This is a genomic window from Puerhibacterium sp. TATVAM-FAB25, from assembly GCF_046535855.1.
In the GTDB taxonomy this organism is placed as follows: Bacteria; Actinomycetota; Actinomycetes; order Actinomycetales; family Cellulomonadaceae; genus Puerhibacterium; species Puerhibacterium variabilis_A.
On the sequence record NZ_JAXUAK010000002.1, the window covers coordinates 83,333 to 107,247 of the forward strand.

18 protein-coding genes and 1 pseudogene are annotated in these 23,915 nt (G+C 71.3%); 6 read left to right on the plus strand and 13 right to left on the minus strand.

The window, feature by feature from the left end; all coding sequences use genetic code 11:
• Positions 1–125: 125 nt before the first annotated feature.
• The 7 genes from U5M74_RS02710 to U5M74_RS02740 form a co-directional block, all read right to left on the minus strand.
• Positions 126–3,710, minus strand: coding sequence for an NACHT domain-containing protein (locus U5M74_RS02710; RefSeq protein ID WP_410905929.1), 3,585 nt, complete (start codon positions 3,708–3,710; stop codon positions 126–128).
• A 301-nt stretch (positions 3,711–4,011) separates the two neighbouring features.
• A complete protein-coding gene (locus U5M74_RS02715) occupies positions 4,012–7,074 on the minus strand; it encodes a hypothetical protein (protein ID WP_410905931.1) in 3,063 nt (1,020 codons plus the stop codon).
• Positions 7,075–7,912: 838 nt separating this feature from the next.
• Positions 7,913–8,470, minus strand: coding sequence for a hypothetical protein (locus U5M74_RS02720; protein ID WP_410905933.1), 558 nt, complete (start codon positions 8,468–8,470; stop codon positions 7,913–7,915).
• A 507-nt stretch (positions 8,471–8,977) separates the two neighbouring features.
• Positions 8,978–9,853 carry a universal stress protein gene (locus U5M74_RS02725; protein WP_410905935.1) on the minus strand — a complete coding sequence of 292 codons (876 nt, stop codon included), beginning with the start codon at positions 9,851–9,853 and terminating at the stop codon, positions 8,978–8,980.
• Positions 9,850–10,740: a universal stress protein gene (locus U5M74_RS02730; RefSeq protein ID WP_410905937.1), complete on the minus strand. Its 891-nt coding sequence runs from the start codon at positions 10,738–10,740 to the stop codon at positions 9,850–9,852. The genes U5M74_RS02725 and U5M74_RS02730 overlap by 4 nt, the downstream gene beginning before the upstream one ends.
• A gap of 163 nt (positions 10,741–10,903) precedes the next feature.
• Positions 10,904–11,290: a hypothetical protein gene (locus U5M74_RS02735; protein WP_410905939.1), complete on the minus strand. Its 387-nt coding sequence runs from the start codon at positions 11,288–11,290 to the stop codon at positions 10,904–10,906.
• Positions 11,291–11,419: 129 nt separating this feature from the next.
• A complete protein-coding gene (locus U5M74_RS02740; protein ID WP_410905941.1) occupies positions 11,420–11,962 on the minus strand; it encodes a GyrI-like domain-containing protein in 543 nt (180 codons plus the stop codon).
• Positions 11,963–12,256: 294 nt separating this feature from the next.
• Between U5M74_RS02740 and U5M74_RS02745 the strand changes: the two genes are divergently transcribed.
• Both U5M74_RS02745 and U5M74_RS02750 read left to right on the plus strand, forming a co-directional pair.
• Positions 12,257–12,451, plus strand: coding sequence for a hypothetical protein (locus U5M74_RS02745; RefSeq protein ID WP_410905943.1), 195 nt, complete (start codon positions 12,257–12,259; stop codon positions 12,449–12,451).
• An 82-nt stretch (positions 12,452–12,533) separates the two neighbouring features.
• A complete protein-coding gene (locus tag U5M74_RS02750) occupies positions 12,534–13,148 on the plus strand; it encodes a universal stress protein (protein ID WP_410905945.1) in 615 nt (204 codons plus the stop codon).
• Positions 13,149–13,155: 7 nt separating this feature from the next.
• On the opposite strand, the gene U5M74_RS02755 is transcribed toward U5M74_RS02750, so the two are convergent.
• Complete coding sequence (locus U5M74_RS02755; protein WP_410905947.1) at positions 13,156–14,520, minus strand: universal stress protein; 1,365 nt, start codon at positions 14,518–14,520, stop codon at positions 13,156–13,158.
• Between the two features lie 325 nt (positions 14,521–14,845).
• Between U5M74_RS02755 and U5M74_RS02760 the strand changes: the two are divergent.
• A pseudogene (locus U5M74_RS02760) lies at positions 14,846–17,493 on the plus strand (HAD-IC family P-type ATPase).
• 74 nt (positions 17,494–17,567) lie between these two features.
• On the opposite strand, the gene U5M74_RS02765 reads toward U5M74_RS02760, so the two are convergent.
• Complete coding sequence (locus U5M74_RS02765) at positions 17,568–18,104, minus strand: Hsp20/alpha crystallin family protein (RefSeq protein ID WP_410905949.1); 537 nt, start codon at positions 18,102–18,104, stop codon at positions 17,568–17,570.
• Between the two features lie 207 nt (positions 18,105–18,311).
• Here U5M74_RS02765 and U5M74_RS02770 point away from each other — a divergent pair, with 207 nt between their 5' ends.
• From U5M74_RS02770 to U5M74_RS02780, 3 genes are all read left to right on the plus strand, one after another.
• Positions 18,312–18,788: a hypothetical protein gene (locus U5M74_RS02770; RefSeq protein ID WP_410905951.1), complete on the plus strand. Its 477-nt coding sequence runs from the start codon at positions 18,312–18,314 to the stop codon at positions 18,786–18,788.
• A 30-nt stretch (positions 18,789–18,818) separates the two neighbouring features.
• On the plus strand, positions 18,819–19,253 hold the full coding sequence (locus U5M74_RS02775; protein ID WP_410905953.1) for a hypothetical protein: 435 nt from the start codon (positions 18,819–18,821) through the stop codon (positions 19,251–19,253).
• 92 nt (positions 19,254–19,345) lie between these two features.
• On the plus strand, positions 19,346–19,990 hold the full coding sequence (locus U5M74_RS02780; protein ID WP_410905955.1) for a DUF305 domain-containing protein: 645 nt from the start codon (positions 19,346–19,348) through the stop codon (positions 19,988–19,990).
• A gap of 71 nt (positions 19,991–20,061) precedes the next feature.
• On the opposite strand, the gene U5M74_RS02785 is transcribed toward U5M74_RS02780, so the two are convergent.
• From U5M74_RS02785 to U5M74_RS02800, 4 genes are read right to left on the minus strand one after another with little or no spacing between them, the layout of a single operon-like run.
• Positions 20,062–21,681: an FAD-dependent monooxygenase gene (locus U5M74_RS02785; RefSeq protein WP_410905957.1), complete on the minus strand. Its 1,620-nt coding sequence runs from the start codon at positions 21,679–21,681 to the stop codon at positions 20,062–20,064.
• Positions 21,678–22,241, minus strand: coding sequence for a hypothetical protein (locus tag U5M74_RS02790; RefSeq protein WP_410905959.1), 564 nt, complete (start codon positions 22,239–22,241; stop codon positions 21,678–21,680). The genes U5M74_RS02785 and U5M74_RS02790 overlap by 4 nt, the downstream gene beginning before the upstream one ends.
• 34 nt (positions 22,242–22,275) lie before the next feature.
• On the minus strand, positions 22,276–22,671 hold the full coding sequence (locus U5M74_RS02795; RefSeq protein ID WP_410905961.1) for a VOC family protein: 396 nt from the start codon (positions 22,669–22,671) through the stop codon (positions 22,276–22,278).
• Between the two features lie 28 nt (positions 22,672–22,699).
• On the minus strand, positions 22,700–23,725 hold the full coding sequence (locus tag U5M74_RS02800) for a hypothetical protein (protein WP_410905963.1): 1,026 nt from the start codon (positions 23,723–23,725) through the stop codon (positions 22,700–22,702).
• Positions 23,726–23,915 lie beyond the last annotated feature (190 nt).

Genomic DNA, 23,915 nt, shown 5'->3' on the forward strand with positions numbered 1-23,915 from the left:
CGCCCGACCAGGAGCGCTGTTCCTGAACGCGCTGCTTGCCATCGGGTTGCAGTGCTCCCTAGACGCATCACTAAAAGCGATGAGGACCGTTGACGCTCCTCTTGAAACACCGACGAGCGGGCAACTCACTCAGCCTTGGGTCGATTGCCGTAGTCGCAACCCGCGCATTCTTCTTCGTCGATGGCATTCCGTGTCCAGCACCGGGTGCAGGTCCAGTAGTTCGCGCGCGGTTCGGCCATTCGGCTTTTCCTCGGACGCACCGTTAGGTCGTCATCGAGGGAGAGCGCTGTCATTATCCTTTCCGTGTCGTCGAGTTCCTCAGCGATCTCAATGGCGATCCTGCCCGCGAGGCGTAGGCAACTCTCGGGTGACGAGGCTGCTTCAGTTATCAGCGTGCCGGTTTCCCTTTCCGCAATGACCGCAACGGCATAGGCCAGCGCGGCGTCGTACATCCCAAGGTGACTTAGGTCGCGATGGAACATTTCGACTGGATCCCAGTGCGTTTCGTTCGCGTTCAATAGGAGCTCAGCGGCCGAGTGCGCCAACCAATCCGAACCGCTGACGAGACATTCGACAAGAGTTTGCTGATCGCGGACGGACAGTTCCTCAGCGTGCTCTCGGTCTGGGTCGACAGGGCTCGCTGACTGAGTCGCGATAACAAGCCAGTCTTCTGAGAACCATCGCCTTGTGGGATTAGAACCCTCGAATGACTGCCGAATGTGCTCTGCCTGTGCCGCGACCGTAGCGCGGTCGATGCCACGGGCGCGCGCAACGATGTCGATCCACTGTCTCCGCAGCGCATGGAACTCGGATCGAAACCCATGGTGGAAATCGCCGTAGGACACTGTTGGGAAGCCCATGGCCTCCAGGAGGTCCCCCGCAGCCGTGAGCGACCAAAGATCCGGTGGCTCATTGACGCTTCCTGCGGGCGCCAGGGAGATGAAGTCCTCAAGCAGTGTGAGATCGTCCCGATCGGTGGGGCCGAGGCCGGCCAGTGCGTCCGTCCAGTCGGGCAGTCTCCACTCCGCAGCGCGGGCATCGGCCGCCCGGAGGCGGCTGTGAATCCGTTCGCCGATGCCGGTCCGCGCGTCTCGGGCAGCATCGAATATCCAGCGCGTCGCATCGGGAAAGCGGGCCGCGATCTGGCCGAGATGCTCGGTGACGCCGAGTGCGACCTGCGCTACGCCGTCGGGTCGCGGCGGGGTGACCACGAAGTGTGCTCGACGCCGTGAAGTGCGCTGCACCGGCGGGTCAGAAGTCGGCACGGGCATCCGCATGACATGCTCGATCGCGTCCAGCACTCGCGCGTCCAGCGATGAGCGGTCACTGGCAGCGTCGGCAAGTCCGGCCACTGCCACCAGGATCGCGCGCTCGTCTTGCGAGAGGTCAGCTGCAACGATTAGCGCGTCGCGCTCCTCGCGCATGGCAGCGGTAAGCGTCAGTTTGCAGACCTGCAAGACCAAGTCGGCGATGGAGACAAGCGCCGCGCTTCTGGCGCGGATGAGCTCGAGCGCTCCCCGGGGGTTGCGGCGTCCACGGCGCACGGGCGCGGTCTGGCTCGCGACGTGGTGCTTGACGTTGGTGAGCAGCCGACGCATCTGCTCGTCGTCAAGAGAGATGCCGCGGTCAGCAATTAGAACCAGCACCATGGCGGTCGCAGCAGCGACCCCGGTCGCTCCGAGGTCGAGTAGAGCATCGATAACCGGCGGGTGCAGTTCTGCAGCAAGACCGATCGCATCGTCGGTGTCCGTGTAGGCGATGACCTCGGCGAGCCACTTGTGCAGGTCGTCTGGTCCCCGCTGGGCCCACATTGCCAACGCGATGTCGACGAACACTCGGCTGCGGCTGGCTATCTCGTCCGACGCGCCGACGACGAACACCGCAACACGCTCATCCCAGAAACGCAGGACATCCTCGGCGACTTCCTCCGCCCGAGCGCCAGGTAGGGCCCATCGCGGACCGCGCAACGTGCGCTCAAGGGTGTGGAGCGCGTCTTGCTTCGTCGGCGCGGACTTCTCGTCGAGCATGCGACCGAGGTCGGTGAAACCGTCGAGCAGCATCATCGGAGAGACCTCTGGAGCCCATGAGCGAGCGTCGTCCGGTGTGGTCCGCTGGCGTTCCCAACGCTTGACCGACCGGGTCAACGCCTGATGTAGCACGCGAGCACGACCACTGGGGAGATCAGCCTCGGGAGTGTCAGCGCAGATGAGCGTCACCAGCGTCGCTAACAACGGAATCGCCATCAGCTCACCGTGAGCCTTCCGCGCGTCCGCCAGCCACTGCTGGCGACTCGCCAACCATGCATCGCGTTGATCGGGCGCTGCTCGTTGGTCGGCACACACTTTGAGGATCGAGTCGATCGTCGATTCCAAGCCGGTCGGTTCGACAAGTTCGCCGCGCGGGAGATCGAGCCGTGCGGCAGCCCGTTCGGCGCTGGGGCGGGTAGTAACTACCAGTCCAAGGCGTGGCGGTAACTGTCTGGTTATCTCGTGCAACTGCTGCGCTACTGAGGCAGCGCGCGAGCCACATTCGTCCAGGCCGTCACAAATGACGATCGCATCCCCGTTAGCTACGGCCTGATGAAGGTGGGCGCGGAGCGCAAGTCGATGTTCCTCACCGACCGACTCCTGAACGCACACGTCGAGCAGCGCATCAAGATCCAGGCCTTGCTCCCGTGAGGCGAGAGCCTTGACTAGCGGAACGACGACCGGGATAGGAGCATGTGGATGATCGGCACAATGTGCTGCAAGCTCTCGGACGGCAACCGACTTGCCGGCTCCCGGTGAGCCAACCACGAGAAGGCGCCGCCACCTTCGCACGCAGACGATCAACTCGCTCCTAGAAGACCGGTCTTCCCTTGATCGCCTGACTTGGATCTGTGACAGCAGCCCGTCGACGTGGACGGGAGGCAAGTCGTCGGCGAGGAGAGACAGATCGATCGTGCCCTGTCGTTGCGTCAAGTGAGTGCGGTATGCATCGATGGCACGGCGTCGGGCCGCTGCGCGTTGAGCCGGGTATCCACCCGCATCAGGGAGAACCACCAGCCCGTCGCGAGCAAGCGCAGACTCCCAGTCATCGATCGTTGAGGCGTCACCAACACCGGCTTGGCGCGCGAACTCGTTCCCGAGAGAAGCAATGACGCCCGCGCCATTGCCATCCTGCACAATGTTGGCCGCGAGCTCGGCGAGATGCGCCTGGCCCAGCGCACCGTCGGTCGCGTTTGGAAGATGCAAGAGTCGCGCACGGCGCAAGACTTCCGCGTGCAGCCTCTCGGGGACTGACTTCGTGATCGCGGCGATCGCCGCGAGATCGGTGGGTCGCTCAGCTTGCGGGACCGCCTCCCGATGGCGGCGGAGCGCGCCCTCGAGCTTCCGCACGTCTCCGCGAAGTTCCTCGGCTGCCAGGACGAACAAGTCGTTTGGCTGCGCGTCGTCAAGCTGCGCGACCCAGTCCTCAACAGTGCTACGTAGTTGGCCGTCATTGCCAACTGCCCGCTTAGCCGAGACGTAAGCGAGGCGACCGTCGGAGAGCGTGACCTTGAGGTCATCCGTCGGATCGTCGGTCTCGAAGTGCAGTGCTACAGGGACGACATAATCGGGCAGATCGAGACCTGGGACGGTCCTGCCCCGCAGCCCAAGTACAGCCACGTAGACCGCGACGTGCGTCCGGAACACGCCGCCACCGGCGTCGGCCCTGCCTGCACTGCTCATGACGTGGACTCACCTCTCCCTTGCCGCCACATCGCTCCGCGGTTGAGCACCTCGAAGTGTGGCGCATTGCGCCGAGGAAGCGGCGTCAACACCCGACGCGAGTTCTTCACCGCCACCCGGGCCGAGGTGCTCGAGGTGCGGCGCGAGCACAACCTCCGGTCGTCGAGTACCGCACCGAGGCCGACGCGGAGGAGTACCGGGCGAGTTGGGAGATCGCGGCGCGACCAGAGCCGACTGCCGCGGCGATGTAGCCGATAGCGGCCGACCTGAGACGTCCTACATGAGCGACTCGCGCCGCTTCTCAGTCGTTGTCAACAGCGTCCAAGATCTGGATCGCCCCATGCTCGTCTACGCATTCGAGCAGATCTCGGTGTGGAACATCGTCTTCTGCGTACTCGTAGCGGCGCACGAGGAGGTCACGCATCGCCCCTTCGCCCGGGGCCTCTGGCCGCCCCTGGAGGCTCCATCGCCTTGCCACCGAATGGGTCTGTAGCAAGGTGTGGAACGAGAGCTCGTCTTCTGCGAAGGCGCTAAGCGGGATCGTGGGCGAGGTCACCGTCTCCGGTTGCCTCGCAAGCTGCATCGCCCGCTCCTGATTGCCGGCACCCCATCCAAGGCCTGCCGCCCTGAGGCGCCAGTTCCACGCCACGTTGACGAGCACGACCAGGATCTGCCAGTCCAGCCATCCGGCGTCGCGCATCTGCATGATGGACTTGCGGCACGTGTCGTCCGCGAGGAGCCGGGGCAAGGTGTAACGAAGCGTCTCGCTCGCCACCTCGTACCTCTCCCGGATGGCACGTAGCGCTTCGTCTCGGACGTACCCGGCCCCGGTCCGCGTAGAGGGGCCAAGTGAGGGCGACGCTATTGGCCGGAACCCAGCCGACGACGCCGGCCGGGTCGCGGCGGCGCACCTCGCGTAGTGGTCATCGTCCAGGTAGTCGGCCGCTTCCTCGTACGGTCGTCCGACGGTGAGTTTGTGGGTAAGCCCAGCCGCGAACATCGGGTCGAGGAGCGCCTGGAGATCGCCCGCTGGTCGAGCATGCACTGCATCGACGAGCTGAACACAGAGCGCAGCCACTGAGTGCTCGCGCGCCTCCAAGTCTTCGAGATCCGCAGACAGAGTGACCTCAGCGTCGATCACAGGCCTCGAGCGGTCGATGTCAACGGCATCCACCTCGCGCCCAGCGTCTCGCCTCACGTCCACGTGTACGCGGACGGTGCTTGAGATCAGTACGGGGTGGTATGGCGCGATGTCGGCAAGGAAGACCTGGAGCGCGGCCACGAGGGCCTCCGCCGCGAGTACCGTGGTGCGGTCATTGGCGAAGGTGAAAGTCCAGCGCACTCCAAGGGCTTCGAAGTCCGCAATGCGAATGGGCCCGACGTCGCTGAATAGGGGTCCCGCGAACTGCTCAACGGCGGCCTGCTCGGCGCCTGTGCCCTGGACGATCTCGTCCAGCAGTTCGAACCAGCCGGTGCGCGGGTGTCCCGCGGAGATTAGGGGCTCAAGCTCGGGCCAGAACTGTCGGATCGCCGCAAGCTCAAGGACAGCATCGTTCCGGTGGTTCTCGAGTTCGGCGTCGTTCTCGAAGTCGAACGGCTCTGGCAGGTAGTGTGCGCGGGCCAGGAGAGCAACCTCAGTAACGGCTGCCCCATCGACCCAGCATCCCGAATATTGGGAGTACCGCGCCGCCTCCAATAGAGCCATCGGCAACTGCCCTTGTGCGTCCTCGGTGCCATGAACGGCGGTCACGGCCGCAGCTGCGGCTGCATACATCTTCGCCGCATACATCAGGCCGAGGCCGGCGTACAGCTTGCCTATAAACCGCATGGTCAGTACCGCGCCGTACAGCGTGTCTCCTGTGAACCAGTTCGCTTTGGCGTTGTGCAGCTCGACGAGCGCTTGCAGCGGCTTGCCCGCCTTGACGAACGCCATCCCGCGATCACGGCACCGCTCGGCTGTCGTCGCCTGCCCTTGGGCGGCAGCGGTGGCTGTGTCGAGCCCGTCGCGAACCTTCGTGTAGAGGGCATGGCTCGACACGATCGGCGCGAACAACGCGAACAGCCGTGAGATGTTGCGGACCGAGTACGCACGGGCGCTGGGGAGCAGTCCGACCAGTCGGGCCAGGTGCTCCATCGCCGCTGGGACATCGATGAGATCTTCATCATCTAGCTTCGAGAAGTCGACTTCGAGGTCCTCGAACTTCACTCCGGCGTGCGCCGCCACCTCGACCGGATCTGGCCGGCCGCGTGTTCGCTCAGCCTTGCGCACGTCGGGCATCAGGTAGGCGAACACCAGCGACTCGGTCAGCGACGCGGCCCGCACTGGGTGGGTGGTGGTGTCGGTCCTCTCGAGCAAGTCGGTGACGTGAAGACACAGCTGCGCAAGTGCTTCCCCGATCTCGTCCGCCCCGGCCCGGCCGACGCCGCTCGACCACATCCCGCCCCAGTACGACGCCAGCACGACCGCGTCGTCGACGATGTTCGGGTGTTCGCTCGTGCACGCGAACTTGATGGCACGGCGCACGAGATCTTCCACGCCGGACGCGCTACCCGTCCCGCGGAAGCGAGCGACGGCCATCTCGTAGCACGCCCGGAACACCAGCTCAGTGTCTGCTCCGTCGTCCGAGTCGACCAGGAACGCACTCATGTAGTCCAGCCACTCGGGCAGGTCGGCGTTCGCGTCGCGCTCCCAGGTCGCAAATCGCAGCCCCTGGGTGATCTCTCCTTGCGTCGCCGGCGTGAGCGCCGCCGGCCCGGTGTGCTGACGCAGCTTCTCCAGCAGCTCCACGTACCACTGCGGCGCCGGATCGTCTTCGGGCGGCGGCACCATCGATGACGGTAGGTCAAGGTAGTGCCGAGCCACCCACACGAGATCGGGCTCGGCGAGGAACGTCGCGATATCAGCACCGCAGAAGACGTCGAGCGTGACCTTGTAACGCTCACGCGCCTGCTTCTTCAGGGCGTGGGTGATGCCCTCCGAGATCGGGTGCACGCTGAAGTACGCAACGTGCTCCACCGGATCTGCGCCCGGGGCACAGATCGCCTCGAGGTCGGCGAGGACCTTGCCCCTCAACTTGTCGCTCTGCACGGTGCAGGCCAGCACCACCGGGGCGGTCGACGCGGACGCCGAGAAACCCGCGGCGTTCGGCAACTCGGCGGGGATGCGGGTCGTGAAAGTCTCGGCGTCGCGCCCCTGGTCACCGCCCGAGCTGACGGGTCCGGTCGCGATCATGATGTTCGCGCTGATGCGTCGGCGAGCGATCCGCGTCGCGATCTCCTCGAAGCGGTGGTGCTCGTTCCTCGAGGAGAGCTCGTGCAGCCGGAACTGGATATAAGCCTCGGCTTCAGGGATTGCACCGGTCACGGGGCCATCCTGCCGCGTCCCTGCGACGGAGCCGCGGAGCCTGGGCGCCAGAGCCGTATCTGCGTCGCTCGGAAGGCGGCGCGGTGGTGGCAAGCACAGGGCGCGATCTCCGACATTGCGCGAACACCCTTGGAGCAACCCAGAACTGGGCGCAGGATTGCCACAGGACGTGCCACAGGAGGGGCCGCGATGACGCATCCATCATGCACATCAGACGCACAAGAGCGTCGAGCATGGCTCGACTTCAAGCCTGTGACCTGCAGCGACATGCTGCTCTCGGGTGAGGATCGCGGTCTACTGCGACATCTGACAGCTGGCGCCCACGGCTGCGGCCGTGAGGCTCTGACCTGCGCGGACGGCACCCCCGTCGCCCTCGTGGCGGCGGGGGTGCCACACGTTGTGCCACAACTTTCGCCCGGTCCTGTGGCACTGCCGGCCCCGGGGCGTGAGGCGATTGCCGGCACCGACCGGCTCCGGACCTTCCCGGTCAACTGTGAGACCCCTCAGGCGGTGAGCCGTGCAAACTGCTAGTCGGCGATCCGTGCAAACTCTAAAAGCGCCTGGTCACAGGACTGAAACTGCGCCACTTCCCGCGATGCCTCCGGGGTCTGGACCAGTCGACGTGGTGGCGCTGTCCGCGTACCCGACCTCGTGAGGGCCGTGACGCCGCGGATCCCGTCCATGGCGGCTCGGCGGAGACGTTGTCGACGCTGGCCGGCCTCTCTACTCGGGGACACCTGGCGACTGCGTTACTAGGCCGCGTCTTCGGACGGCGCGGACAGTTCACCGGTGCTCCGAGGCGGTAGTCGCCACACGTCTGCTCGGTGGACCGGTCGGGTCAGTCCCACCACAGGCCGTAGACGCCGTCGTCCGGGCCCTCCCCGAGTTCCTCGATCGTCCCGGCGCGCAGCGGAGCATCGGCGTCCCACGACGCCCAGACCTCCGCGACCGCATCACCGAGAGCGTCCGCACTCGGTGTCGCGGGCCAATCGCGGCGCACGCGTTCAAGCAGCAGGTGCCAGAAGCCGACGCCGTGGACCTGGATGCCGTCCAGGCGCAGGTACTCGTGGGTCAGAGATCCGACCAAGTGCCCGTCGAGCTGGGAGGCGGTATCGATGAGCCACCACATAGGCGGCTGGTGCCAGTTGGGTCGGGACCAGACCACCTCGAAATCGAGCAGAGAGGCGGCCCGCGCGGCGACCTCAGGAGGCACGTCTACCAACCGCCAACTGGGAGAGGAGTACCTCCGGTCCGCGAACGGCGCCAGCAGAGCTCTCAACGTTGAGGAGGACGCCACCGTTCCATCATGGCGGGCGAGCCTGTTACGCGTAAGCGGCCGACACCCCGCGCCTGCTGACCTGGCCTTTTCTAGAGATTTCTCGAAAGTTGACGTCACGCCTGGGACTGTCGCTCAGGTGACGATCGCAGGCCTGTCCGCCGAATATCCTGGGTCCGTCCAGCTATATCGTCGCAGGTAGGCCGCGCCTGCGTGCTGCACGAATGTGTCGACACTCCATTGCGGAGGTCAGGGCCCACGCCATCACCACGGAGGTGTGGACGTCACCCAGTGGTGAACGCACCACAGGCCTCGACGAGTGCGAGGCAGGCCCTCCGTCTGAGCGAAAGTGCAAGCCCGGGGGCGGATACGCTCGAGCGTTGCGATCTGCTAGACGACGAGTCGTGCGGACCGTAAAGCGGCGAGCCGTGCAAAGCGTGAGAACAACTGGTCACGGTGCCGCCTATCGCGGCCCCGCTAGGTCCTGCATCAGTCCCACCACAGGCCGTATACGCCGGCCGGAGGCCCGCTGGCGCGACAGCGTCCTCCATGGAACCGGCGTCGACGAAACCAGACACACGACCGGACGTGGTTCAGCGCCGAGCGGGTCCGACCCGCCGGCGAGGCTCAGCGCTGCCTGTGGTCGTGGACGACGACGACGGTGCCGCGCGCGCGGCGTGCGGCCGCGTCGGGGACGGAGCCCAGCAACTGGCCGACCATGGCAGGGTGTCGGTGGCCGCCGACGACGAGTAGGTCTCGCTCGGTGGCTTCGCTCAGCAGGACCGTCGTCGGGTCACCGTGGCGCACGACGAGCGAGCGGTCCACGTCGGTGTACTTGTCCGCCCACCGCTCGAAGAGGTCCTCCATCTCGGCGTCGGCGACGTCGTACGAGACGGCGTGCACCAGATCGTCGGCCAGCACGTCCACCGCAGTGCGCGGCCTGACCGCGTGGACGATCCGGACCGGGCAGCGGGCCGCCCGCCCCTCGGCGAAGGCGACGTCGAGGATCTCGACCGGATCCTCGTCGGGGTCCCCGACGCCCACGACGACCCGCTCGGGCGCGCCGACACGGGCCGTCGGAGGCACTACGGCGACCGGCCCGAGGGCCATGGCGGCGGTGAGCCGGGAGACCGACCCCAGCACCAGGCGGTCGAGGCCGACGGCGCCGCCTCGGCCGACGACAACGAGGTCGGCGCTCCGCGAGTATTCCACCAGGACCGCCGCCGGGTTGCCGGGCTCGATCCTGCCCACCACGCCCGCAGCGACGTCCGGCCCCAGGCGCTGCACCGCCCGGCGGACGAAGCCCTCGCACTCCCTTCGGGCCTCGTCCACGACGCCTGCGGTCGCTCTCGACAGCGGCCCCCACGACGTCGCGTACGCGGACACGACCACCACGTGACCGTCGTGCCGGGCGGCGGCGCGCACGGCCCACTCCAGGGCGTGCCCGCTCTCGGGCAAGCCGTCGACGCCCACGACCACGCCGAGCGACCAGGTGTCGTTCACGAACGGGCCTCTCGCTCCTTGCGGCCGTGGACGACGACGACCGGGCACGGCGCCGTGCGGATCAGCGCGTCGGGCACGGACCGCAGCGCGCGACCCGCCGGCACCGGGTGACGGTGGCCCCCGACGACCAGCACGTCGTGCAGGGTGACCGAGCTCAGCAGCATCTCGGCCGGGTGCCCACGGAGCATGGCGACCGTGCGGTCGACGTCGGTGTACTTGTCGGACCAGCGCTCGAGGAGGTCGCCCATCCGGTCATAGGCCAGCTCGCGCCGTAGGCGCGCGTGATGCTGCGCATCCGCGACCACCTCGTCGCCCTTGGCCGGAGTGACGTGGACGAGCAGGACGGAACAGCCGGCGGCGCGCGCCTCGGCGAAGGCGAGGTCGAGCACGGCGGACGGGTCCTCGTCCGGGTCCACACCGACGACGACCCGTGCCGGCGCGCCGGTCCGGGCCCGGGGCGGGACGACCGCGACCGGCCCGTAGGCCATCGCACCCGTAGCCGCCGAGACGGAGCCGAGCACGAATCGCTCGAAGCCAGAGATCCCGCTGCGCCCGACCACCACGAGGTCGGCCGTGCGGGAGTGCTCCACCAGCACGTGCGCCGGCGAGCCGGGCTCCAGCCGCAGCTCGATGTCGGGCCGCGTCTCCTCGACGCCCGAGACGTCCTGGATGACGCGCAGTGCGGCGTCACGGCTCTCGTCGCGCAGGTCCTCGTTGCCGCCGGTGATCGGCGGGGCGTACGGGGAGTACGGCGTCTCGTACGCGCACACGGCGGTCACTTCCGCGCCGTGCCGAGCAGCCACGCCGAGCGCCCACTGCAGCGCACGGCGGCTGTCGCCCGACCCGTCGACCCCCACCACGACACCCCTCATCCAGGTGTTCGCCATGACTTGCTCCTCCTGCGCTGCCGACGATGCCAGCCAAGCCGTGCGGGCGCGGTCGGCGTAGGACCGGCCGGCCCGGCCCGGCCGGGCCGAAGGTCCCGGAGGCACATCTGCCGCAGCAGCGGCGGCGGCCACGCTCTCCCGTCCGCCGTGCGAGCGGTCGGTGTCACACGTGGGCCTGAGGGGCACCGCCCCGGTGCGTGGTGACGAACTGCCTGTCGTGCACGACGCCCAGGAGCAGCACGAGCACGACGGCGACGACGAGCGCCGCGAGCAGCCCTTCGGCAAGGACCGTCTCGGCCAGCAGGAAGGCGGCGAGCCCGAGCGCCACGGTTCCCCCGGCCAGCAGGAGCTCGACCGGCTGGGGCCGCCGTGTGTCGGTGCCCACGTCGAGCACCATGAACCCCGCCACGCCGAGGACGAGCGCGACGGCCGCCATGCCGCGAGGGTCCTGAACGAACGGCATGCTGCCACGCACCAGGTAACCGACGTAGGGCACGACGATCGCCGCCGCGATGCCCAGGGCGATCCAGTCCCGCAGGTGGTGCCTCATTGGTCTCACGTCCTTCGGTGCCGGCCTCCCAGCGGAGGCTCTCCTCTCACCGTGCTTCACGCGGCGGACCGGAGGCAGGGGCGAACGTCCTTCTCGGACGGGTCGTGGGTCTCGCCGCACATCCGTGGCTCACGGGGCCGCGATCTCAGGCCCGCTGACCGGCATCACCAGCCGGGTCCGCCATGCTGCCGGGTCAGGGTCTGACGAGGGTCCGGACTCGTAGAACTCCCAGGACTGGTCCAGCGGCTCGAGCCCGTGCCGCCCGAGCCAGGCCGCCAGGCGGTCGTAGGCGCCCTCGAGCCCCTCGTAGGCACCCACGTGGACAGCTTCGGCGGCGCGGACCGCCGGCAGCGGCTCGACGACGACCTCCCCTTCAGCGACCTGCTTCAGCTCCAGAGCCTCGCCTGGCAGCGCGTCGACGACGGGAAACCCGACCTCGACGTCGACGGTGTCGCCGAACGCGCCGCGGTACCGGGCGTACGGTGGGCCGGCCGGCGACGCACCGAGGCGCTGGAGCGCCGCCGCCACAATTGGGACGGTCCGCCCGACCACCGCCGGCAGCTGGTCCCGGCGCACGACCTGCCGCACGCCCACCACCGCCTGCTCCTCGTGCTCCAGGACGAGGATCTCGCCCTGCGGGTCGTCCGTCATCCGCTCCGTCGTCTCGTTCATCACCCTGCGCCCTTTCCTGGTCGGCTCGACCGCGACGCGGTCGCCGAGGCTCTTGCATCGGCCGCTCGCCGGCGCGAGCCCCCGCCTCGCGACGTTAGGCGGCGGGACGACGGCGATACCGGGCCGTTGGTCCTCTCCAGCCCCAGACCCTCGGTCCGAGGCTCGGGGTCGGTGGACCCTGGTGCGGCGTGCCAGGGCGGCCGACGCTTGGGACGCGCCGTCCCGGCGTCGCGGCGTGCCCGGCCGATGCCTCGCCTGATGGTCCTAGAGGCTCCCATGCGTCACGACGGACCGGTGATCGTCGCGATCGACGGCTCCCCGCACAGCGACACGACCCTGGCGTTCGGCCTCCGGGAGGCGGAGATCCGCGGCGCCGTCGTGCTGCTGGTCCGGGCCTGGACCAATTCAGGGGAACGCCCGCCGCCGTGGAGCCGGAGACCCGCCGCGCCCCGCGGAGCCGACCACGTGCGCTTCGACACCGAAGCCTAGGAGTACCTGGTGGAGCAGCTGGAGCGCGCGCTCGAGACACACCCCCGGCTGACCATCACCATCCAGGCGGTGGAGGGGCCCCGTGGTGCCGACGTTCCAGGCGCTGCGCGACGATGCACAGCTGCTGGTGGTCGGAGCCCAGGGCCACGCCGCCGGCAGGAGGGTGGGTCGCGTCGCCGCACACCTCGCGGCCCATGCGCTCTGCCCGGTGGCCATCGTCCGGGCGCCGGCCACCGGCCCGGGTGCGGACACGGGGCTCGTGGTCGTCGGGGTGGACGGCTCGGCAGCCTCGCTGGGTGCCGCCGCGCTGGCGGCGCGCGAGGCGGCGGGCCGGTCACAGACCCTCGTCGTGCTGCACGCCCGGCTGACGGCCGTGACGCCGTACTCCCCGCTCCAGGACGTGCCGCCGCCGCCCACGATGAGCACCGACGACCCGACTCACCGGGCGGCCCTCGAGGTGGCGGAGGACCTACGGCGGGAACAGCCCGGTCTGGAGGTCCAGGTCGAGCTCCTCGACGGCGACCCCGCGCACGCTCTCGTGTTCGCGACTCGCCACGCGGACCTCGTTGTGGTGGGTTCGCGCGGGATGGGCGCCTTCCGCGGGATGCTGCTCGGGTCGGTGAGCAACGAGGTGGTCCGCGACGCGGCGTCGACCGTGCTTGTGGTCCGCGACGCCCGTCATGTCGCGGCGGGGTGAGCGGCGCTCACCGCCCCGGACCGCCGTGAACGACGACGACGGGGCACTGTGCCATACGCACGAGCGCGTCGGGCACGGACCCGAGGAGCCGGCCGGCGGGCGCCGGGTGGCGGCGACCGCCGACCACCAGCAGGTCGCGCTCGGTGACCTCGTCCAGGAGCACCGCGCCCACCTCGCCGGGGCGCACACTGACCGTCCGTTCGACGTCGGGATACTTGTCCGACCAGCGCTCGAGCAGCGCGCCGAGCTCGTGCGTGGCGATGTCGTGCCACAGCTCGGCGTACCCGCGCCGGCCGGTGCCGGCCTCGAACGCGACGTGCGGGTCGATGACGTGGACCAGCCGGACGGGACGGTCGCCCGCGCGGGCCTCGTCGAACGCCAGTTCCAGGACTGGCGTGGGGTCCTCGTCGAAGTTCCCCACGCCGACCACGACGTGGTCGGGAGTGCTGGTGCCGGCGCCGGGCGGGACGACCGCGACGCGCCCGTGCGACGTCGCCGCGGTCGTCCGGGAGGTCGACCCCCTAGCGGCTCGTTCGGCACCGGCCCCGTCGCCGCGCCCGACGACGACCAGGTCCGCCGTCCGCGAGTAGCTCGCGAGCACGCGCGACGCGGTGCCGGGCTCCACCCGCACCTCGACGCGCTCGCCGGGCTCGGGCGCCCCGGGCAGGCTCGCGACGGCCTGCTCGGCGCGCTCCCGCAGCTCTGGGGCCGCATCGGGGCGCGCTCCGGCGGTCGCGCCGGGGACGACCGGGCCGCGCGGACCCTCGGAGGCCGCCACCGCGACGACGGAGCCGCCGTGGCGCGCCGCGGTGTTGACGGCCCACTCCAAGGCGTGCCGGCTCGCCGCCGAACCATCCACGCCGACGACGACGCCCATCGACCATGCGGCGCTCATGATGCCTCCCCCGCGTGCTCGAGCACTGCGCCGCCGCACGGCCGAGTGTCCGGGCCGACTGACGTCGACGCCCGACGCCGTCGGCGGAGAGCGGTGACCGTCCACGTCGCTGCGCGCGACCATGCCGACGACGCGCGAGCGCGAGAGCACCGGCATGCTCCGGATCCCGAGTTCCCCCATCGCGTGCGCCACCTCCGCGACGTCGTCGTGCGGCGACACCGTCTTCACGCGCCGCGTCATCACGCCGCCAACCACCGCCTGCGGTGCGGCGACGTGGTCGGCCTCAGCCGGCGGCTCCGGCGCGACGCCAGCCCGCAGAAGATCGGCCTCGCTGACGATGCCAACCAGGTGACCCAGCCCGTCAACCACCGGCATCGCCGTGACCTGCTGCCGGCGGAACCGGCGCAGCGCCTGCTCGACGGTCACGTCGCGCGTGATGACGCGGGCCGGCGTCGTCATGACCTCGGAGACCAGCATGGTCGGTTCCTCCGCGAGCGCCGGGGCCGGGGTCGTCCCGGCCCCGTGCGTCCATCGTCCTGGACGGGTCCTCGGGACGATGAGAGCGGAAGGTCTCGCCGTCTGTGGGACGTTGGTCCTGGCCAGACGGCTCACCGCTGCCGTAGGACGGAGACATGACTGGGTCGTCGCCGCCGCTCCGCCGCCGTCCGCCGGTCTCCGCGCCCCGGGGCGCCGGCGCGGCCGAGGAGGCGCGGCGATGAGCGTCGACGGCCCGGTGAGCCACCCGCACGCGATACCGGCGGCCGAGGTCGTCGACGTCCTCGAGACGGACCTTGACGTCGGCCTGACCGGTGCCGAGGCCCGGGCCCGCAGCGCGCGGCTCGGACCGAACTCACTCCCCGTCGCCGCGCGGGCCGGGCCCGTGCGCCGGTTGCTGCGCCAGATGCACGACCCACTGATCTACATCCTGCTCGCGGCGGGGGTCGTCACCGCCGCCCTGCGGGAGTACGTCGACTCGGCGGTGATCTTCGGCGTCGTGGTGGTCAACGCGCTCGTCGGAGCCCTGCAGGAGTCCAGGGCCGAGGCGTCGCTCGACGCACTGCGCGCCATGGTGCCTGCCCGGGCGCGGGTGGTCCGCGACGGTCACGAGCGGCAGGCGGACGCCGCCGACCTCGTGCCGGGCGACGTCGTCCGCCTCGAGGCCGGTGACAAGGTCCCCGCGGACCTGCGGGTGGTCGAAGCCACGGCGGCTCGTGCGGACGAGTCCGCGCTGACCGGCGAGTCAGTGCCGGTCGACAAGGAGGACGTCGTGCTGCCCGTGCCGACGGTCGTGGCGGACCGCCGCAACGTCCTGCACTCGGGCACGCTGCTCACCGCCGGATCGGTGACCGGCGTCGTGTCGCGACCGGCGCCGCGACGGAACTCGGCACGATCGAGCGGCTGGTGAGTTCCACGGAACGGGTCGCGACTCCCCTGACGCGCCGCCTCGGGCAGCTCGGGCGCGTCCTGACCGTCGTGATCCTCGCGCTGGCCGCGGTCACCTTCGTCCTCGGCGTCGCCCGCGGCCGGGACGCCGGCGAGACGTTCACCGCGGCCGTCGCCCTCGCAGTCGGCGCGGTCCCGGAGGGCCTGCCGGCAGCGGTCACCATCACGTTGGCGATCGGGGTCTCGCGGATGGCGCGGCGGCGCGCGGTAGTGCGGCGCCTGCCCGCCGTGGAGACCCTGGGCAGCACCACGGTCGTGTGCACCGACAAGACGGGCACCCTGACGGAGAACCGGATGACCGTGCAGGCGGTGTGGACCCCCGAGCGCACCTACCGGGTCACCAGCTCCGCCTACCGGAACGACGGGAATGTGCTGGGCGTGGACGGCGAGCGGGCGACGCTCGGCGCCGACCGTGCGCTGCACTGGTGCCTCCTGGCCGGGGTGGCGTGCAACGACGCCGTCCTGGTCGCGGGCGACGACGGCGTGACCCTGCTCGGCGACCCGACCGAGGGGGCGCTCATCGCCTCCGCCGCCACGGCGGGGATCCACCACGGCGACGTCTCGCGCCGCTACCCGCGCACCTCAACCGTGCCTTTCGACTCCGTGCGCCGCACGATGACGACGGCGCACCACGACGTCACCACCGGGCGTCGCCTCGTGGTGGTCAAGGGGGCCGTCGAGGCGGTCCTCGCGCTGTGCGGGTGGCAGATGGCCGCCGACGGCTCCCGCACACCCCTCGACGCCGCCACCGCACACCGGGCCGCCGCCGACCTCGCCGAGCGCGGGCTGCGCGTGCTGGCCACCGCCGTCGACGACGCGCCACCGGCGGCGACCTCCGGCGAGGTCCCCGCCGGCGCCCTGGTGCTGACCGGTTTCCAGGCCATGGCGGACCCGCCGCGCCCCACGGCCGCGCGGGCGGTACGCGCCTGCCAGGACGCCGGGATCGACGTCAAGATGGTGACCGGCGACCACGTCACGACCGCACTGGCGATCGCGCGCCAGGTCGGCATCGTGCCCGCGCGCACCGGGCCCGGCGAGGTCCTGACCGGGATCGACCTTGACGCCCTGACCGACGAGGCCTACCCCGACGCGGTGGCTCGCGCGCACGTGCTGGCACGGGTGAGCCCCGAGCAGAAGCTCCGGCTCGTGCGCGGGCTGCAGGCACGCCGGGAGGTCGTCGCGATGACGGGCGACGGCGTCAACGACGCGCCGGCCCTTCAGCAGGCCGACATCGGCATCGCGATGGGCGCCGCCGGTACCGAGGTGGCGAAGGACGCCGCCGCGATGGTGCTGACCGACGACGACTTCGCGACCATCGAGGCGGCGGTCGAGGAAGGGCGGGGGGTCTTCGACAACATCACCAAGTTCATCGTGTGGACCCTGCCGACGAACATGGGCGAGGGTCTGGTGCTCCTGGCCGCCATCCTGGCCGGCGGGCTCCTGCCGATCCTGCCCACGCAGATCCTGTGGATCAACATGACCACCGCGGTGGCCCTGGGTCTCGTGCTCGCCGTCGAGCCACGGGAGCCGGGGATCATGGCCCGCCCGCCGCGCGACCCGCGACAGCCGCTGTTCACGCGAGACCTCGTCGCGCGCACGCTGCTGGTCTCGGCGCTGCTGGTGGCCGGTGCGTGGTGGCTTTTCCGCTGGGAGCTGTCGGCGGGCGCGACCCCAGCGCAGGCCCGCACCGCCGCCGTGAACCTGTTCGTGACGGTCCAGGCGTTCTACCTGGTGAGCTGCCGGTCGCTGACGCTGCCGGCATGGCGCGTGGGTCCGTTCACGAACCGCTGGCTCGTCCTCGGGGTGGCGGTGCAGGTGCTGCTGCAGGCCGCGCTGACGTACCTGCCCGTGATGAACGCGCTGTTCGCCACCGCACCGATCGGTGGCGCCGCCTGGGTCCGCATCCTCGGCGTCGCCCTGGTCGCGTGGGCGCTGGTGGGCGTCGACAAGCACCTGCGGCTGCGGCGCTCGACCCGCCGGCTGGCGCCGCGGCGCGTGCGCCCATGACGGCGCGTGCTCGTGCCACGACCGTTGCGGCGCGCCGGAGCAATCGTCCGGGCGCGCCGCACCGGCCATCGGGTTCAGTCGCGGTGCACCTCGACCCGGTGGACCCCCGTGCGCTCCGCCGGGATGGGCAGCCGGACCTCGAGCACCCCGTCGCGGTACGTCGCCGAGACGTCCTCGACGCTCGCGCCCTGAGGAAGACGAAGGCGCCGCTCGAGCCGGCCGTACCGAAACTCGCTGCGGTACCCTTCGCCGCGCTGCTCCTGTGACCTCTCCTGCCGCTGCGCGACGATGGTCAGGATCCCGTCCTCGACGGTGATGTCGACGTCCTTGTGCGGGTCCACGCCGGGCAGCTCGGCCCGGACCACCAGCGCCCCCTCCCCGTGCTCCTCCTCGACCGGGATCAGCGCGCCGACCGGCAGCACGGCGTCCCGCAGCGACGCCTCGGTGCCGATCGGCCACGGGTCCCACCGGAACGGCCACAGGTCCCAGCGCGGCGGCCAGAGCGCGCCGGCCGGCGGAGTCATCTCGGCCGTCGGCGGACGCCCACCGTCGTCCTCCATGGGCTCCGGCGGCGTCGGCGAACCCTGCGTCCGGCCGCTTCTCCTGCTCATCTCGGTCCTCCTCGCGTCGTCGCGCGCGGCCACCACCGGTCGCTCCCTCACCCTGACCACGGCGCAGGGTCGACCTCCAGGGCCGATGGTCCCGACAGGACGGTGCACGATCCGGGACGGCACAGGTCGAAGGCCCCTGCCGCACGGGCCGGCTCCGCGCGAGGCTGGACAGGACGGACCGGGCAGGACGCACCGGAGGGCGGAGCCATGACCACGGATCGCAGCACCGGATCTCCGGCGCAGCGCCGGGTGGACCGCGCGTCGGCGGCATCACGCCGCAGCGGCTACGTGGTAGCCGGGCTGATCAACGCACTGCTGCTGTACCTCGTCAACGTGCGGCCGGGGTGGCAGGTCGTCCCGTTCCTGACACCAGAGACCACCGACGTGCTCGACGTCGTCAACACGGCCCTCGTCGTCGCGATCGGGGCCAACGTCGTGTACCTGGTGACCGACCCGCCCTGGCTCCACGCGCTCGGCGACCTGCTCCTCGCGGCGGTCGGCATGGTGGCACTCGTCGCTACCTGGCGCGTGTTCCCGTTCGACTTCGCCGGGCAGACGTTCGACTGGGCACTCGCTGCCCGTGTGCTGCTCGTGCTCGCCATGGTCGGGACCGCCATCGCCGCCGTGGTCGCCCTGGTGCGGTTGGTCGCCTGGGCCACGGCGGGCACGGCCCGGAGGCCGTGACGCCCGGCGTGGGGCTAGTCTCGTGGTGCCATGCGCACGCTCGGTGCCACCCGCTCGCTGCCGGCCGGTCCTCGGTCGCGGCTCGCCGGTGCGCTCGTGATCGCGGCACTGGTCCTGAGCGTGGTGACGATGCACGCGATGAGCGGCTCGTCCACCGCCCACGTGTCGCCTGCCGCGGTGACCGCCGCGGCGGACCACCACGCACCCGCGGCCGCGACCGCCCCGGCCCACGTTCAGGCCGGCGGCGAGCACGACGCCGGCGCGTGCGACGGCGACTGCGGCCACCACGCAACGACGGCGATGTGCCTGATGGTGGTCGCCGCACTGCTCACGCTGGCCGCGCCCGGTCAGCGCACGCGGTTCCCCGCCGGGGTCGCGGGCCGCTGCCTGCACCGCCTCGGGCCGGTCGTCGGCCGCCATCGGCCCGCTCCGAGCCTGGACGCCCTCGGCATCTCCCGGACGTAGGTCCACCCGTCGCGACGCCTCGACGCGTCGACCGATACCGAGCCCCCGACGGGCTCGGCCGTGGAAGCTGCTCCGAGAAAGGCCCCATCCCCATGAAGCGCACCCTTGTGCCCGCCGTCGTGCTGGCGGGCGTCGCCGCCCTGGCCGCGTGCTCCGACACCGACCAGCCCGCGCACGACATGTCGAGCATGATGTCCACCACCGCCTCGCCCTCGGCCGAGGAGTCGGCCGCGACCGGCGCGCGGTCCGACGGCGCGGACGTGATGTTCGCGCAGACGATGATCCCCCACCACCAGCAGGCGATCGAGATGTCGGACGTCCTGCTGACCAAGGACGGGATCGACCCGCAGGTCACCGACCTGGCCACCCGGATCAAGGAGGCCCAGGGCCCCGAGATCGACACCATGGAGCAATGGATCGTGGAGTGGGGGGCCGACGACTCCGACATGGGCGCCGGACACGGCCCGATGAGCGACGAGGGCATGATGTCCGACGGCGCGATGCCCCACGGGATGATGGCCGAGGAGGACCTGCAGACGCTGGAGGACGCGCAGGGCGCCGAGGCGCAGCGCCTGTTCCTCGAGCAGATGATCGTCCACCACCGCGGCGCGATCATGATGGCCCAGGCCGAGGTCCGGCACGGCCGGGACGACGAGGCGGTCGCGCTGGCCCAGGCCATCGTCGACGGCCAGCGCGCCGAGGTCCGGCAGATGGAAGAGCTGCTGGCCGCGATGTGATCCCTGCCGTGACCCTGCCGACGGTGGTGCGTCGCCGTGGCGCACCACCGTCGGCCCCGCTCGGGGACCGGTCACGCCAGGGTGGCGGCCCGCCCGTCGTCCGGCAGGGTGGCGCCCGGCCCGTGCGGTGACGACGTCCGCGGGCGCGCCCCGGCCCGGGACAGCCAGTCGTCGACGGTGCTGCGGTCGGCCGTGCCGGAGACCAGCCCGACGTAGCCGTCCGGGCGCACCGCCACCACGCCGCGCCCCGCCCAGCTCTCGATGCGGTGCACCGCGACGTGCGCGGCGAGGGACCCGTCGTGGGGTCGCTGCGCGTCGCGGTCGAGCAGCAGGTGGATCCCTGGCGACGCGACGAGCGTGTGCAGCCGCGTGCGGCGGCCGTCCACCGAGACCTCCCGGTCCGGGAGGTGGTCCCCGGGCCGGGGCCGGCCGGGCGCGGCACTGCCCGCGACCGACAACGGGCTGTGCCGGTAGTGCACCCAGTCCTGGGACAGCAGCCGCACCACCAGGCCCATGAGGTGCCGCTCGTGCGCCACCAGGGGGACGATCGGCGCCGCCAGCGGCACGAGCCGCCCGCGCAGCAGGGCCGGCAGCGCACGGGTGGACGCCTCGCCGAAGAAGACGGCGTGGGTCAGGGCCAGCACCTGCCGGGCGACCGGCCGGCGCTCGGCCGCGTACGAGGCCAGCAGGTCCCCCTGCTTCTCGTCGTGGTCCTCGTCGTCGGCCAGGGCGAGCTTCCACCCGAGGTTCACCGCGTCGAGGATGCCGGTGTTCATGCCCTGCGCCGCGCCGGGTGAGTGGGCGTGGGCGGCGTCGCCCGCCAGGAAGAGCCGGCCGTGCCGGAACGACGCGGCCATCCGGTGCTGCAGCGGCACCTGGGCGGACCAGCGGAGCTCGGCCAGGTCGGCGCCGAGGCCCGACGCGCCCAGGATCTCGCGCACCTCGGCGGCGGGGACGCGGTCGCCGGGCTGGCCGAACGGTGCACCGTCCCGTCTCGCCGGCCGGGTGGCGAGAAGCCGCCAGGTGGCTCCCTCCCCCAGGGCGAACAGGAAGACCAGGCCCGACCGGGCGACGACCACGTGCAGGACCCCGGGTGTCAGGTCGCCCGTCAGCTCGAGGTCGGCGAGCACCACCTCCTGCCGGTACGCCCTGCCGCGCCAGCCGATCCCGGCGGCCCGGCGGACGGTGCTCGCCGGGCCGTCGCACCCAGCGAGGAACCGGCACGCCACCTGCTCGACCCCGGCGTGCGTGTGCAGCGTCGCCCTCGCCGCACCGGGCCCCGTCGCGGCCGTCAGAAGCTCGACCCCGTACTCCACCTCGACGCCCCGCTCGCGCAGCGCGTGGGCGAGCGCCGCCTCGACGTCCGCCTGACGCAGCATGGTCAGGTGGGGGTACGGGGTCGCCGCCCAGGCGACCTCGCCCAGCGCGACGTCGACCCGGCGGCGCCCCAGGTGCACCTCGGCCCTGGGGGTGCCGCCGGAGCGCGCCAGCAGCGGCTCGGTCACCCCGAGCGGGCGCAGGGACTCCAACGTCCGCGGGTGCAGGATCATGGCGCGCGAGGGGCGCGGTCCCACCGGTCGCCGCTCGACGACCCGCACGGACGCCCCGTGGGCGTGTGCCTGCAGCGCGGCGGTGAGCCCGGTCGGTCCCGCTCCGACCACCAGGACGTCCACGTCCTGGCCGGCGCTCATGCCGCGACCACCCACCACCAGCGGTCGTCGGAGGCGGCCGTCCCGGTGGTCTCCTGCGGGAGCCGGGCCAGCGCCTCGTCGCGCCGCACGCCGGGGACAACGCGGTAGTCGATGGAGCCGGGTTCGCAGACCAGCTCCAGCACCCGCCACAGCGACCGGGCGTAGTGCTCGGCGCGCTCGGCGCCGTCCCACTCATACAGGCCGCGGTAGACGCCGTGGTCGTCGTGGGCCAGCCAGAGCTTGGACACGAACCCGGGGAAGCCCACGAACAGCGGCGTGTTCAGCAGGCTCTCCGCGCGGAACAGGGCGTGGCCGCGACGCCCGCGGACCCACCGCAGCCGGAAGGCGACGGCCAGGAAGCACGGGTCGCTCGCCGGGGTGGCGGCGACCGTCTCGCGGTAGACGCGTGCCTCGGTGCCGTCGCCGAACCGTACGACCCGACCGACGTTGCGGCGCGGCTGGTGCACCTGCCGCCGCGCGAGCATCCGCGCGCTCGCTCCGACGCAGCGGGCGACGGCGCGCCAGGCGTCCGGCCTCGGTGCCGGCGTGTGCTGGACCATGCGTCCTCCCTCGGCTCCGGGCCGACGGCACCGCTCAGGCGGCGTCGGGGTCCGGCTGGTGGATGCCGAACGTGTTGCCCTCGGTGTCGAGGTAGTAGCCCTGCCAGGCCATGCCCGTCAGCGCCGTCTTCGGGGCGACCACCCGCCCGCCGGCCTGGAGGATGCGCGCGTGGGCCCCGTCGTAGTCCTCGACCCCGACGGTGCACACGTAGGCGTTCGCGCCCTCGGCGGCGGTCGGCGCCGGCCCCTGGCGGGGCAGCAGCCCGCCGTCGATGCCGGGCTCGCCCTCGGCTCCCGTCACCACGCCCCAGTACGTCGACCCGGCGATGTGGCCGTAGTCCTCGAACTTCCAGCCGAATGCGGCGGCGTAGAAGGCCTTGGCACGCTCGGTGTCGTCGACCTGGATCTCGAAGTGCAGGACGCGTCCCATGACCCCTCCCTGGGTCGCTCGGACCGTGCTAGGCGACGCGCGGTTCCCGCGCCCGTGTGACGGGTCCCCCGGCGTGGGTGGGACGCGGCTGCGACCGCAGGCCGGCCAGGAGCAAGGCGGCGGCGACCGTGATCGTCGCGGCGATGTAGGGCTCCTGCGGGTCGAACGCGGTGGCGCCCGGAAGCCCTTCCCTCGCCTGGAAGGCGAGGGCGAGCATGTAGTTGACCTGAATCACCGCGCTCGCCACGAGCAGCACGCCGCCGAGCACGTGGCCCCACGGCCGTCGCCGCCACAGCAGCACCGAGGCGGTGGCGTAGGCGGGCACCAGGGTACTCAGGTCCATCGCGTAGCCCAGGTGCCCGATCGGCGCCGGTTGCAGCAGCAGCCCTTCGGGCGGCGGGGCGCCCGTGGTGGCGAACCGCAGCGAGAACCAGGCCCACATTCCCCCGAGGGACGCCGCCAGCGCCCCGAGCACCACACCGACGGTACGGACCGGCGTCCGAGCCCGGGCAGCGGAGACGAGCGCGCCGACGTCGAGCGAGCGCAGCAGGAGCACCAGCGCCACCGCCGCCAGCACGAGCAGCACCACGTGCGCGAGGAACAGCGCGTTGAAGGCGGCGCCGAAGACGTAGTACGCGTAGGTGTACACGACGTAGACCAGCATCCCCGCCCACAGCACGTGGGCCCGTGCGGAGCCGCGCCGGGCACGGACCATCGCGCCAGCCAACAGCGGCGTGGCGACCGTGAGGGAGCCGAGGTCGTAGGCGCGGAAGGTCGCCGCGTTGGCCGGCGCGTCGCGGTACAACCCCCGCCAGGCCAGCCCCGTCGCCGAGGCAGCCGCCATCAGTGCGGTCACACCGAGGGACAGGCGCCCCGCGAGCCGGTGCCCCGCGGCGGGCCCACCGGGTCCGGCGACCACGGGTGCTGCCGAGGCCGCCTCGGCCCTGCCGGCGCCCAGGTCGGCGTCCCGGCGTTCCCGCCGGACCGCCGCGCGCACGTGGTCGACAGCGGCCCGCACCACGCGGCGCACCGCCGCCGAGCCCGCCGTCGCCATGGATCCAAGCCGCGCCGTGAGTCGGCCGGACGGCGCGCCGTCCGCGCCCCATGAGTGTGCCGACGCCGTCATCGGACCACCGCCTCTCCCGAGCAGTGTCCTGCGCCGTGGGCCGTCACCACAAGGTGCCGGGTCGATGAGCAGGGGTGGGCGGGGACCAACGACCCTGACGCGGCTCGTGCGTCTCGAC